At 64.2% G+C, this 13,426-nt stretch carries 10 protein-coding genes; 7 read left to right on the top strand and 3 right to left on the bottom strand.

The window, feature by feature from the left end; translation table 11 throughout:
* Window positions 1-19: 19 nt before the first annotated feature.
* From gatB to gatC, 3 genes are read right to left on the bottom strand one after another with little or no spacing between them, the layout of a single operon-like run.
* On the bottom strand, window positions 20-1,474 hold the full coding sequence (gatB, locus tag OCT39_RS10040) for an Asp-tRNA(Asn)/Glu-tRNA(Gln) amidotransferase subunit GatB (protein ID WP_263584331.1): 1,455 nt from the start codon (window positions 1,472-1,474) through the stop codon (window positions 20-22).
* Complete coding sequence (gene gatA / locus OCT39_RS10035) at window positions 1,474-2,934, bottom strand: Asp-tRNA(Asn)/Glu-tRNA(Gln) amidotransferase subunit GatA (protein ID WP_263584330.1); 1,461 nt, start codon at window positions 2,932-2,934, stop codon at window positions 1,474-1,476. The genes gatB and gatA overlap by 1 nt, the downstream gene beginning before the upstream one ends.
* A 59-nt stretch (window positions 2,935-2,993) precedes the next feature.
* Entirely contained in the window at window positions 2,994-3,281 is a 288-nt protein-coding gene (gene gatC / locus OCT39_RS10030; protein ID WP_263584329.1) for an Asp-tRNA(Asn)/Glu-tRNA(Gln) amidotransferase subunit GatC, read from the bottom strand.
* Window positions 3,282-3,507: 226 nt separating this feature from the next.
* Here gatC and OCT39_RS10025 point away from each other — a divergent pair, with 226 nt between their 5' ends.
* Genes OCT39_RS10025 through tldD form a run of 7 tightly spaced genes read left to right on the top strand, consistent with a single transcriptional unit; the run spans window position 3,508 to window position 13,404 of the window.
* Entirely contained in the window at window positions 3,508-4,545 is a 1,038-nt protein-coding gene (locus tag OCT39_RS10025) for a rod shape-determining protein (protein ID WP_018915723.1), read from the top strand.
* A 23-nt stretch (window positions 4,546-4,568) separates the two neighbouring features.
* Entirely contained in the window at window positions 4,569-5,510 is a 942-nt protein-coding gene (gene mreC / locus OCT39_RS10020; RefSeq protein WP_263584328.1) for a rod shape-determining protein MreC, read from the top strand.
* Window positions 5,503-5,997 carry a rod shape-determining protein MreD gene (gene mreD / locus OCT39_RS10015; RefSeq protein WP_263584327.1) on the top strand — a complete coding sequence of 165 codons (495 nt, stop codon included), beginning with the start codon at window positions 5,503-5,505 and terminating at the stop codon, window positions 5,995-5,997. The genes mreC and mreD overlap by 8 nt, the downstream gene beginning before the upstream one ends.
* Window positions 5,994-6,596 carry a Maf family protein gene (locus OCT39_RS10010; protein WP_263584326.1) on the top strand — a complete coding sequence of 201 codons (603 nt, stop codon included), beginning with the start codon at window positions 5,994-5,996 and terminating at the stop codon, window positions 6,594-6,596. Before mreD ends, OCT39_RS10010 begins: the two co-directional genes overlap by 4 nt.
* A 54-nt stretch (window positions 6,597-6,650) precedes the next feature.
* On the top strand, window positions 6,651-8,114 hold the full coding sequence (rng, locus tag OCT39_RS10005; protein WP_263584325.1) for a ribonuclease G: 1,464 nt from the start codon (window positions 6,651-6,653) through the stop codon (window positions 8,112-8,114).
* Window positions 8,114-11,953 (top strand): YhdP family protein, encoded by a 3,840-nt coding sequence (locus OCT39_RS10000; RefSeq protein ID WP_263584324.1) that lies wholly within the window; start codon window positions 8,114-8,116, stop codon window positions 11,951-11,953. Before rng ends, OCT39_RS10000 begins: the two co-directional genes overlap by 1 nt.
* The gene (gene tldD, locus OCT39_RS09995) at window positions 11,953-13,404 is read left to right on the top strand and encodes a metalloprotease TldD (RefSeq protein ID WP_263584323.1); all 1,452 of its coding nucleotides are present in this window, start codon (window positions 11,953-11,955) and stop codon (window positions 13,402-13,404) included. The genes OCT39_RS10000 and tldD overlap by 1 nt, the downstream gene beginning before the upstream one ends.
* Window positions 13,405-13,426: the final 22 nt, after the last annotated feature.

The raw sequence follows: 13,426 nt of genomic DNA, 5'->3' as shown, positions 1-13,426 counted from the left end.
AACTGCCCTGCAAAAGGGATCAAAGCAGCGCGTCGAGCTTCTCTTTCAAGAGACCGTTGACCTGCTGCGGGTTGGCGGTGCCGCGCGAGGCTTTCATCACCTGACCGACGAAGTAGCCGATCATCTTGCCGCGCTTTTCCGGCTCCGCGTCGCGGTACTGCGCGACCTGGGCCGGGTTCTCCGCAATCACCTCGTCGATCATCGCCTCGATGGCACCGGTGTCGGTCACCTGTTTCAGGCCCTTGGCCTCGATCACCTCGTCGGCGTCGCGCCCCTGGCCGTTCCACAGCGCCTGGAAGACCTCCTTGGCAGCCTTGCCATTGATCGTGCCGTCGACCACGCGCTTGATGAGCTGACCCAACTGCTGCGCTGACACCGGGCTTTGCGCAACGCCCAGGTTTTCCCGGTTGAGCGCCCCGGAGAGTTCGCCCTGAACCCAGTTGGCCGCCTGCTTGGCGTCACCGCAGACCTGGTACACTTCCTCGAAAAACTCCGCCATTTCGCGACTGGCAGAGAGCACGTTGGCGTCGTACGCCGACAGCCCCAGCTCGTTTTGAAAGCGCGCGCGCTTGTCGGCGGGTAGTTCCGGCAGCTGACCTTTCAAATGGTCTAGATACGCCTGGTCGAGTACGACCGGCAAAAGGTCCGGGCAGGGGAAGTAGCGGTAGTCGTTGGCTTCCTCTTTTGTCCGCATGCTGCGCGTCTCGTCGCGCTCCGGGTCGAACAGGCGCGTCTCCTGGACCACCTTACCGCCGTCCTCGATCAGCTCGATCTGGCGTTCGACCTCGAAGGCGATGGCGCGCTCGACGAAGCGAAACGAGTTGACGTTCTTGATCTCGGCGCGGGTGCCAAACGCTTCCTGTCCTTTGGGGCGCACGGAGACGTTGACGTCGCAGCGCATCGAGCCTTCCGCCATGTTGCCGTCGGAAATGCCGAGATACGTGACGATCGAGTGGATTGCCTTGAGATACGCCGCTGCCTCTTTCGCGCTTCGCATGTCCGGCTCAGAAACGATCTCCAGAAGCGGGGTGCCGGCGCGGTTCAGGTCGATGCCGGTCATGCCCTGGAAGTCTTCGTGCAGCGACTTGCCTGCGTCCTCTTCCAGATGCGCGTGGTGGATGCGGATGCGCTTGGTCACCTCGTCATCCAGGGTGATCTCGACCTCGCCCGGGCCCACGATGGGGTGGTACATCTGGCTGGTCTGATAGCCCTTGGGCAAATCCGGATAGAAGTAGTTCTTGCGATCGAACACCGATACTTCGGGAATGCCGGCGTGTACTGCGAGGCCGAACTGAACGGCCATCGCCACGGCCTGCTCGTTGAGCACGGGCAAGCTGCCGGGTAGCCCCAGGTCTACCGCGCTTGCCTGGGTGTTGGGCTCACTGCCGAACGCGGTCGACGCCCCGGAGAAGATCTTGGAGCGGGTAGCGAGCTGAACGTGAACCTCCAGCCCGATGACGGTTTCCCATTGCATTAGGCGTTCTCCTCGGCGAGTGCGGGACGTTGAAGGTGCCAATCGGTGGCCTGTTGGAACTGGTGGGCCACGTTCAGAAGCTGCGCCTCGGCGAAGTGGGTGCCAAGAATCTGAAGCCCGACCGGGCGGCCGTCGACGAAGCCAGCCGGCACGCTCATGCCGGGAATGCCCGCCAGGTTGACGGCGATGGTGTAGATATCCTGTAGATACATCGACACCGGGTCCTTTTTTGCGCCCAGGTCAAACGCCGTGGTCGGCGCGGCCGGGCCCATCAGCACGTCGACGTCCTCGAACGCATCGAGAAAGTCCTGACGGATCAGACGGCGGACTTTCTGCGCCTTGATGTAGTAGGCGTCGAAAAAGCCTTCCGAGAGCGTGTGCGTGCCGATCAAAATGCGCCGCTTCACCTCTTCGCCGAACCCTTCCTGGCGGGTGCGGGTATAAAGGTCGATCAGATCCTTTGGATCTTCACAGCGGTGGCCAAAGCGCACGCCGTCATAGCGCGACAGATTCGACGAGGCTTCTGCCGGGGCGATGACGTAGTAGGCGGGAATGGCGTAGTGGGTGTGCGGCAGGCTCACCTCGCGCACGGTCGCGCCGAGCGACTCGTACACCTTCACCGCCTCGCGCACCGCGCGCTCGACGTCCGGATTCAGGCCGTCACCGAAGTACTCTTTCGGCAGGCCGATCTTGAGCCCGGAAAGCGGCGCATCGAGCTGCTCGGTGTAGTCCGGCACGCCGCGGGTGGCGCAGGTGGAGTCGCGCACGTCGTGACCGGCGATGACGTTGAGAAGATGCGCGCAATCCTCTGCGCTGCGCGCCATGGGCCCGGCCTGATCGAGGCTCGAGGCGTAGGCGATCATGCCAAAGCGCGAAACGCGCCCGTAGGTGGGCTTGAGGCCGGTGATGCCGCAAAACGCGGCGGGCTGGCGAATCGAGCCGCCGGTGTCGGTGCCGAGCGCGGCTGGCACCAGGCCCGCCGCGACCGCCGCTGCACTGCCGCCGGAGCTTCCGCCGGGCACGGCCCGGAGATCCCAGGGGTTTTTCACCGGGCCATAATGGCTGTTCTCGTTGGAGGAGCCCATGGCGAACTCGTCCATGTTGGTCTTGCCAAGGCTTACGGTGCGCGCGGCATTCAGTTTTTCGACCACGGTCGCATCGTAAGGCGCTTCGAAGTTATCCAGCATTTTCGAGCCACAGCTGGTTTTAACGCCTTTGGTGCAGAATATGTCCTTGAGCGCCAGTGGAATACCGGCAAGCGCGTGGGTGTCGCCCGCGGCGCGCGCCTTGTCGGCGGCTTCGGCGTTATCCAGCGCCTGTTCGGCGGTCACGCTGATAAAGCTGTTGAGCTTGTCGTCGAGCCGCTCGATCCGCTGTAGATAGTGGGCGGTGATCTCTCGGCTCGAGAGCTCGCCGCTTTTCAAGGCGGCCGCCAGCTGGGTTACGGTTTGATTATGCATGACCCAAAAGCTCCGTTCGGGGCGAATATGAAAAGTCGAAAGGGCGGGAGGAGGTGGCCTCACTCCACCACGCGAGGCACCAGGTATAGGCCGTCTTCCACCGCTGGCGCGCAGCGCTGATACTCGTCGCGCTGATTGGAATCGGTGACTTCGTCGGCGCGCAGGCGTTGGGTGGCGTCGAGCGGATGGGCGAGCGGGGCGACGCCGTCGGTATTCACCTGCTGAAGCTGGTCGACCATGTCCAGAATTCGGCTGAGATCGTCCACAAAACGGCCGGCCTGGTCGTCGCTGATCGCCAGCCGCGCCAGGTGCGCGGCCCGGCGCACGTGAGATTCTTCAAGTGCCATGATCGCGGTTTCCTCACAAACGTAATGGAACGTATTTCGCGTTGGGCGGTATACGTACGGTCAACAAGACGCCGTCAATCGACAGAACGTCACTAAAATAGCCGCAAAAGGTACCACACAATCCACACAACGGGCAGGGGAGCGACTCGTGCTTGCTGCCAAGGGGTTGCGGTGATACCGTTTGCATCCGCACAGGGTTCCCGGTCTGCACTAGGTAACAACATCCATGTTCAAACGCTTGAGGGGGCTGTTTTCCAGCGATCTATCGATCGATCTGGGTACGGCCAACACACTGATTTATGTACGCGGTCGCGGCATCGTCCTGGACGAGCCTTCCGTCGTCGCCATTCGCCAATCGGGCAATATGCGTAGCGTCGCCTCCGTCGGCGCCGATGCCAAACGGATGCTGGGCCGCACGCCGGGCAACATCACGGCGATCCGTCCGATGAAGGATGGCGTCATCGCCGACTTCACCGTGACCGAGCAGATGCTCCAGCACTTCATTCGTAAAGTGCATCAAAGCACCTTTTTGACCCCCAGCCCCCGCGTTCTCGTGTGCGTGCCGTGCATGTCGACCCAGGTCGAGCGCCGCGCCATTCGTGAATCCGCCGAAGGCGCGGGCGCCCGCGAAGTGTTTCTGATCGAAGAGCCGATGGCCGCCGCGATCGGCGCTGGACTGCCGGTCGAGGAAGCGCAGGGGTCGATGGTCGTCGATATCGGTGGCGGTACTACCGAAATCGCGATCATCTCGCTCAACGGCGTCGTCTACTCCGAATCCATCCGCGTAGGCGGTGACCGTTTCGATGAGGCGATCACCGCGTACGTGCGCCGCCACTACGGCAGCCTCATCGGTGAAGCTACCGCCGAGCGTATCAAGGAAGAGATCGGCTGCGCCTACCCCGGCGGCGAGCTTCGAGAGATCGATGTTCGCGGGCGTAACCTGGCCGAAGGCATCCCCAGAAGCTTCACGCTCAACTCCCACGAGATTCTCGAGGCGCTGCAGGAGACGCTCGGCTCGATCGTCGCCGCGGTCAAAAGCGCGCTCGAGCAGTCACCGCCCGAGCTTGCCTCGGACATCGCCGAGCGCGGCCTGGTGTTGACCGGTGGCGGGGCGCTCTTGCGCGATCTGGACAAGCTGATCGCCGAAGAGACGGGCCTTCCCGTGATCGTCGCCGAAGACCCGCTGACCTGCGTGGCGCGCGGCGGTGGTAAAGCGCTGGAAATGATCGATCAGCATACCTTCGAGCTGCTCTCGAGCGACTGATTCCAGCGGTTTACTGCGAGGGGTTGCCTATTAAACCGCTATTTTCGCACGGCCCCATTCCGGGCTACCGGTTCTTCTTTTGCGTGCTGGCGGCAAGCGCCTTGATGTTTGTCGACCAGCGCTTTACGCGCATGGAAGACGTACGCGCTCAGCTCACCATGGTCGTGGCGCCGGTTCAGTGGGTCGTGAGCCTCCCAAGCGACTTACTGAACTGGGGGTCGCTCGTGCTTTCCGACCAGCAGGCATTGGTGGATGAAAACCGTCTTCTGCGCGAGCAGATTCTGACGCTTTCACACCGCGGCCAGCGCCTGGCCAACCTGACCTCCGAAAACGCCGAGCTGCGCGAGCTTTTGAGCGCCGCCGAGCGTACCGAAATTCCCTATATGTCGGCGGAGCTTTTGTCGCTCGATAACGACCCGTTCAGCCACCAAATGGTGATCGACCGCGGCCACCGCAACGGCGCCTACGTCGGCCAGCCGGTGATCGACGCCTTCGGGCTGGTCGGCCAGGTGACGGCGGTGTCGGCCTACTCGAGCCGGGTGCTGCTGCTGGCCGATGCCAGCCACGCCTTGCCGGTGCAGGTGAATCGTAACGGGCTGCGCTTCATCGTGCAGGGCACCGGGCGCTACGACAGCGTCAGCGTCCTTCACGTGCCGGACACCGCCGATATCCGCGAAGGCGATCTCTTGACCACCTCGGGGCTTGCCGGGCGCTTTCCGCCGGGCTACCCGGTGGCGCGGGTCACCGAGGTCTATCACGACCCGGGCCAGCCTTTTGCTCAGGTGAGTGCGGTACCGTCGGCGCAGCTGACCCGTTCGCGCCACTTCTTGTTGCTGTTTCCGCCGCCGCTGGAACAGGAGGACGAACCACCGTTGTGGGACGCTTCGATGACGATTTCGCCGGCGGCGATCCACGCCTCGCAGCGCCTTAACGAGGCGGCGTCTTCGGAGGTCCCCAATGGCTAGAGCGCCGGTGATTCCGCTGGTGGTGGTATGGCTGAGCCTGGTGCTCTCGCTGTGCCTGCAGGTCATGCCGCTGGCCGATGGTTGGCAAGCCTTTCGCCCGGACTGGATCGGTTTGATGCTGGTCTACTGGTGCATGCGCGTGCCGGACCGCGTGGGGGTGCTGCACGGTTTCATGATCGGGCTGATGCTGGATCTGATCGAGGGCAGCGTACTGGGTCAGCACGCGCTGGTGTACACCACGCTCGCGTTTCTGGCGGCGCTGGTGTACCCGCGCTTTCGCGCCTACTCGCTGGTTCAGCAGGCGGTGCTGGTGCTGGTGCTGCTAGGGCTCGTGCAGCTCATCGAGCAGTGGCTGCGGGTGCTGACCGGCAATTTCACCATCCATCTCTCGTTTTTGATCTCCGCGCTGATCAGCGGGCTGCTGTGGCCCTGGCTTGCCACCATGCTCCTGGCGCTCGAGCGCCGAGCGGTCAAGGGCGCGTCGTGAGTGTTGATGGCGCCCACCGCGCGCCGACGCTGTGTCTGGCCTCTGCCTCGCCTCGGCGCAAGGCGCTTTTGGCCTCCATTGGCGTGGCGGTCGAGGTGCGCGCCAGCAACATCGATGAAACGCCCCTGGAAAACGAGTCGGCCCACGACTACGTCGAGCGCCTGGCCATCGCCAAGGCCCGGGCGTGCTTTGGTGCGACCGGGCTAGCCGTACTTGGCTCCGATACCGCCGTGGTGCTTGATGGCCGCGTGCTGGGCAAGCCTGAAAGCGCTGCTCACGGCCGCGAGATGCTCGCCGCGCTTTCCAGCCGGACCCATCAGGTCATGACCGGGGTCGCCGTGATCGGCCCTGCGGGTACGCTCTCAACGGTGGTCACCACCGAGGTGCGCATGAGAGCGATCAGTGATGCTGAAATCGCGCGCTACTGGGAGACCGGCGAGCCCTGGGACAAGGCCGGGGGCTATGCGATTCAAGGCTTGGCCTCCGTATTCGTCGAGGAAATTCGGGGCAGCCACTCGGCGGTGGTCGGACTTCCGCTTTTCGAGACGGCGGCGTTACTTTCGCGTCAGGGTGTGTCCGTTTGGTCGGCTCGCCTGTAAAGTGGTTGGGACATGGAACCCCCTTGAGGCCAGCGAGCCCATAAGGAAGAGCGCATGAGCGGTGAAGTCCTGATCAATCTGACCCCCATGGAAACCCGCGTGGCGCTGGTCGAAAACGGCGTGCTGCAAGAGGCGCTGATCGAGCGTTCGCGCCGGCGCGGGATCGTAGGCAATATCTACAAAGGCAAGGTGGTGCGGGTTCTGCCTGGAATGCAGGCTGCCTTTGTCGATATTGGCCTCGAGCGCGCCGCCTTCATTCACGCCCACGAAGTGATGGCCGAGGCGGGCGCCGGCGAGCCGCACCCGCCGATCGGGGCACTTCTGCACGAGGGCCAGGCGCTGGTGGTGCAGGTCACCAAGGACCCGATCGGCACCAAGGGTGCGCGGCTGACCACGCATCTGTCGATTCCGTCGCGCTATCTGGTCTACATGCCCGACTCGCCCCACCACGGCGTTTCCCAGCGCATCGAGGACGAAGGCGAGCGCGAGAGGCTGAAGGCACTGCTCGACAGAAGTATCGAAGCACAAAGCCTGGAGATCACCGGCGGCTTCATCGTGCGCACCGCTGCCGAAGGCGTGGGTGACGAGGAGCTCGAAAGCGACATGTACTTTCTGCTGCGTATCTGGCGCAAGGTGAGCGAGCGCAAGGTGAGCGCTACGCCCCCGAGCGTCATTTACGACGACCTGCCGCTGTTCATGCGTATTCTGCGCGACGTGATGCGTGACGACATCGAAAAGGTGCGCATCGACTCGAGAGAGAACTTCGTCAAGCTGGTCGAGTTCGCAGAGGAGTTCATGCCCTACGCGGTGGATCGCATCGAGTACTATCCCGGTGAGCGGCCGATCTTCGATCTCTACAGTGTCGAGGACGAAATTCAAAAGGCGCTGGCGCGCAAGGTGCAGCTCAAGTCCGGCGGCTATCTGGTGATCGACCCGACCGAGGCGATGACCACCATCGACGTCAACACCGGCGGCTACGTGGGCCACCGCAATCTCGAGGAGACCATCTTCAAGACCAACCTCGAGGCGGCCACCGCCATCGCCCGCCAGCTGCGCCTACGAAACCTGGGCGGTATCATCATCATCGACTTCATCGACATGATGGACGTCGAGCACCAGCGCCAGGTGCTCAGAGTGCTGGAGAAGGCGCTGGAGCGCGACAACGCCAAGACCAAGTGCACCGGTGTGACCGAGCTCGGACTGGTACAGCTGACGCGCAAGCGCACCCGTGAAAGCCTCGAGCAAACGCTTTGCGAGGCGTGTTCGACCTGCCACGGACGCGGCACCCTGAAAACGCCGGAAACCGTCTGCTACGAAATCTTTCGCGAGATTCTGCGCGAAGAGCGCGCCTACAGCGCCGATACTTACCGAGTACTGGCCTCCCAGCCCGTGGTCGACCGGCTGCTCGACGAGGAGTCCGCGGCGGTCGCGGATCTGGAGGCGTTCATCGACAAGACCATTCGCTTTCAGGTCGAGCAGCACTACTCACAGGAACAGTACGATATCGTGCTGATGTAATGACGCCAGTGGCTTATCTTCTACGCGGACTGCTGATGCTGGTAGCCGCGCTCCTTGCCCTGATTGCCGTGGCCCTTTTGGTGCTGCGGCTTTCGTTTAGCCAGGCCGACAGCCTGATTCCCTCGATCGAGTCCCTGCTCGAGACCCACATCGGCGCGCCGGTCTCCATCGAGCATCTGTCGCTGTCGCTCGAGCGAAACGATCTGGTACTGCGTTTGGAGGGGCTTACGGCCAGCACTGACCAGGCGCCGCTTTTAACGCTGCCAAGTGCTTACCTTCGCCTGGACACCTGGGCTTCGCTCAAGGCGTTTGCGCCGATTTTCAGCGATGCCCGGATAAGCGAACTCGACGTTCACCTCTACCAGCTCGACGATGGATCCTGGGGATGGCCCGACCCGGCAACGCTTCCGCTGCTGTTCGCCCAGGAGCCCAGCGTGGATCTCAACCGGATCGACCGCTGGACCGCGCTGGTGCTCAAGCAGCGGCTTTGGCTGCGCGATAGTCAGCTGACCCTGCACGGACGCGAGCAGACCCTGGCGCTGAACGCGCCGCGTTTGCTGCTCGGCGGTAGCGACGAGCTCGCCCGCTTCGAAGGTACGGTCAATATTCTCGATGCAGATACACCCGCTGACCAACGCGCCTTGCCTGCGCTAATCGTGCAGGCGGAAATGCAGCCGGGCCCCGGCGGGCCGAGCGACTTCTCCGCCGCGGTACAGCTGGAGCTTCAGCTCGATCATCTGGTGGCACTCGGCGACGTGTTCCGCGCCGATCACATGCCTTACATCGAGCAGGCCGGCGGGTCGGTGCGGCTTTGGGGCGAGTGGTTCGGCGGCCGGCTCGATCGGGTGCGCGCCGGCGTCGGTATTCCCCAGCTGACGCTCAGACAGCAGGAGCAGTTCGCCGTTCTGCGCGATATTCAGGCCAGCGGCGAGTGGGAGCGCGACGGCGACGGCGGCGAGGCCTGGCTCAGCGGCGACGCCAAAAGCGTCGAGTGGGCGCAGCCGGACAACGTCAGCGAAGGCCCGGCTCTGCCGCGCCACTGGTATTTGACCCACCAGCCTGGCCGCTGGGCACTGCGCACCAGCGCGTTTGAACTGGCTTCGCTGACGGCCTGGCGAGAGTACGCCTTTTTGCCCGAATCGCTGACTCGGGTATTGCAAACGCTTTCGCCCAGCGGCCAGGTGAAGGGGATTGCACTTGGTCAGCGTGACGGCCACTGGGGCGTGGACGTCGCACTCAACGACGTAAGCGTCGAGCCCTGGCAGCAGGCGCCGGGAGGCGGGCCGCTCGATGCCTGGGTACAGGCGCGGGACCGTCGCGGACGGGTAACGTTTTCAAGCGACGGTGACAGCCAGCTCAACTTTCCCGGCGTGTTCGCCGAGCCCATGACGCTTCGCCACGCCCGCGGTATGGTGGAGTGGGTCTACGACGGGCCCAATACCATGGTCAGCGGCCGCGAGCTCGACATCGATTGGAACGGCGCCGAGATCACCGGGGGCTTTGGTTTGATCAACGGCCAGGGCCGCGGCCAGTTCGGCCTCAATATCGATTTTGCCAACGTCGACGCTATCGCCACGCCGCTGCCCCAGTGGCTCCCGGTGAAGGTGTTGGACGAGGGCCTTCTGGAGTGGCTTTCAAACGACGTGGGCGGGGTCGTGCCCAGCGGCTCGCTGCGGCTAGGGCTTCCTATTGGTGAAAACCGCTCGGGCAACCCGCCCACCGTGGCGTTGGCGCTCGATATCGAGCAGGGTTTCTTGCCGATCGGCGAGGGCTGGCCGATGATCGAGGACGTCGCTGGTCGGCTGAGCTTTAAAGGCCAGACGCTCAGCGCGCGCGTCGACCGCGCCCAGAGCCTGGGGGTCCAGGCGCGCGATGGCGAGGTGACGCTCGAGGATGACCGCCTGGCGGTCGACGGCGAACTCGCCAGCAGCGCGGCCTCGATGATCGATTTCATTCAGGCCATACCGGAGGTCGACACGTCGTTTCTAAGCGATGTGCGCGCCAGCGGCGAGGTCGATGGCGACCTGCAGCTCACCCTTGAGCTGGACGAACCCGACACGCTCGCGCTCGACATCACGGCGCGTCCATCGCTTTCGCGGCTAAGTCACGCCGCTTTCGCGCAGGCCCCGCTTACCGACATCGGCGGCGAGCTGAACTGGCAGCAGCGCGGCGAGCGCTTTGCGCTTTTGGGTAACGCCCAGGGGCGACTGCTCGACGGGCCCGTTCGCGCCGACTTCGACGTGCCGGAAAGCGGTATTTCGCTTGCCGGCGTGGTCGATACCGGCGAGCTTTTCACCCTGGCCGGGGTGGACCCTCAGCGCACCAATGCGCTGTTGAATGGCCGGGCTGACTGGAACGGCCACATTCGTCTGGAGCCCAGCATCTGGCTTGGGTTTCAAAGCGATCTGGTGGGCGTCGAAAGCCGCTTGCCCGCACCGTTCAACAAATCCCGCGGTACGCCCTGGCCGCTCGAGATCGAAGGCGAGGTCGAAAATGGCGCGCTACATGCTCGCCTGGGCGAGGTGGTCGAGGCTCGGCTGCGGCTAGGTGACGCCGTCGACGGGGCGGTGGCCATTGGCCGCGCCGCGACGCTACCCGAGGTGCCTCCCGGCGGCGGGCTGGCGCTCCAGGCGAATCTTGCACGGCTTGACGTGCTCGACTGGCAGCGTGCGCTCGCCCCGATTGCCGAGGGCGGCAGCCAACGCGATGGGCCGCCGGAAATTCCGCGCTTCGATACCCCGGTGAGTCTGATGCTCGATACGCCGTGTTTGAGCGTCAATCAGCGCTGCCTGGGGGCGCTCAGCCTGTCGGCGCAGCTGGCTGATCAAACGCTCAATGCCCGTGTTGGCGGCGATATCGTCTCCGGCCGGGTGGCGTATCAGCCAGCGCCTGAGCGGCCTCTGGACATTACCGTGGCCTCGCTCGACGCCGACCGGCTGGTGGGGCTTTCGCTGGGCAGTGAATCTGCTCCGGCGCCGGACTCCTGGCTTGCGGCGGTCGAGACCTCGCCGCCCGAGGTGTTCAGCGCCCCGGCCTGGCTTGGTGATGTGCCCAACGGACGCTTGAGGCTTGCCGAAGTCAGCCTTCATGATCACCGCATCGGCCCGCTCACCGCTTACTGGCAAACCGGGGAGCGACGCTTTGCGCTGTCGCCGGTGGGGCTTACGCTGGGCGAACTGTCGTTGACCGGCGAGCTTTTCTGGCAGGATCACCAGACCCGGGCGGATATCGCCGTGCGCGGTGGGGACCTTGGCACCGCGCTCGAGGAGCTCGGTCAGCCGGTGCCGATGACCAGTCGCGTGACTCGCGCTAACGCGTCGCTCGAATGGTTGGGGGCGCCCTGGCAGGTCGATCTGGCCCGCGCCACCGGCGAGCTCGATACCGATATTCGTGACGGCCGCTTTTTATCGATGAACTCGCCCTCGGCAAAGCTCGTCGGGCTCTTGAATTTCGACAACCTCCTGCGTCGTCTACGGCTCGATTTTACCGACATCACCGGCGAAGGCATGGCCTTTGATCGTCTCAAAGGCAGTGCAACGGTCGCCGGTGGGCGTTTAACGCTTCGCGAACCCTTGCAAATCGAAGCGCCGGCCGCCACGTTAAGATTCAATGGACATGTTAACCTGCTCCAACGCGAACTCGACCAGCATCTTGGCGTCACACTGCCCGTTAGCCAGACGCTCCCCATCGCCGCGCTCGCGGTGGGCGCGCCGGTGGCGGGCGCGGCGCTGTTCGTTGCCGACCAGCTGTTTGGCGAGACGCTAAACCGAGCGACCACTTTACATTTTCGCGTGCAGGGTCCCTGGACCTCGCCGCGCGTTACGCTAAAAGGCCCCTAATGACCGCACACACGAGTGATTTGGATTTTGCCGCCTCTATCCTGTTGACGCCCGGGGGGCTGGATTTACAGGCGCTGGACACCGGGCTCGACGTCGCGCTTGGCGCCGGGGTCGACTACGCGGATCTCTACTTTCAGCGCACCTGGCAGGAGGGCTGGGTGCTGGAAGATGGGCGCGTGAAAGAGGCCAGCTACAACATCGACGGTGGCGTAGGCGTACGTTCTCTAGCCGGTGAGAAGACCGGCTTCGCCTACTCCAATCAGATCAACACCAACGCCCTGCTGGATACCGGGCGTACCGCGGCGGGCATCGTGCGCAGCGGCCAAAAGCGCGCCGGCCAGCCGGTAGCGATGACTCATGCCGAGCACTTCTATGCCGGGATCGATCCGCTGGCGGGGCTTAGCGCTGAGGAGAAGGTGGCCATGTTGATGGAGGCCGACCGGGTAGCGCGGGCGGCGGATCCGAGTGTCAGCCAGGTCAGCGCTTCGCTTTCCGGCACTTATGAGGTGGTGCTGGTGCGGGCAAGCGACGGCACGCTCGCCGCGGACATTCGTCCGCTGGTGCGCTTCAACGTCAGCGTGATTGCCTTCAAAAACGGCCGCCGCGAGCGCGGCGGCGCCGGCGGCGGCGGGCGCTACTCCATGGCCACGTTAAAAGAGCAGGGCGCGCCGGCGATTTACGCCAGGGAGGCGGTACGCCAGGCGCTGGTCAACCTGGAGGCCATCGATGCCCCAGCGGGTCAGATGCCGGTAGTGCTCGGTGCGGGCTGGCCGGGCATTTTGCTCCACGAAGCCGTCGGCCACGGCTTGGAAGGTGACTTCAACCGCAAGGGCAGCTCGGCGTTTTCCGGGCGCATGGGGCAGCAGGTCGCCGCCCGAGGCGTGACCGTGGTGGACGACGCGACGATCATGGACGGGCGCGGCTCGCTGAGCGTCGACGACGAAGGTACGCCTGGCCAGAATACGCCGTTGATCGAGGACGGTATTCTTACCGGCTACATGCAGGACAAGCTCAACGCGCGGCTGATGGGCATGGCGCCGACCGGCAACGCGCGGCGCGAGTCGTTTGCCCACCTACCCATGCCGCGCATGACCAATACGGTGATGCTGGCCGGTCAGGACGACCCGGACGAGATCATCAAAAGCGTCAAGCGCGGCATCTACGCGGTGAGCTTTGGCGGCGGCCAGGTGGATATCACCTCGGGCAAGTTCGTGTTCTCGGCAAGCGAGGCCTACATGATCGAGGACGGCAAAATTACCGCGCCGGTCAAGGGGGCGACGCTGATCGGCAACGGCCCCGAGGCGATGGGGCGAGTGTCGATGATCGGCCACGACATGGCGATGGATACCGGCGTCGGCGTATGCGGCAAGGAAGGCCAGGGCGTGCCGGTTGGCGTGGGTCAGCCCACGCTCAAGCTCGACGAGCTGACCGTGGGCGGCACCCAGTCCTGATGCGCCTGGCGGTGAAAGAGGA

It is taken from the genome of Halomonas sp. GD1P12 (genome assembly GCF_025725645.1).
Classification (GTDB): domain Bacteria; phylum Pseudomonadota; class Gammaproteobacteria; order Pseudomonadales; family Halomonadaceae; genus Vreelandella.
This window is presented reverse-complemented; position numbering and strand designations above follow the sequence as displayed.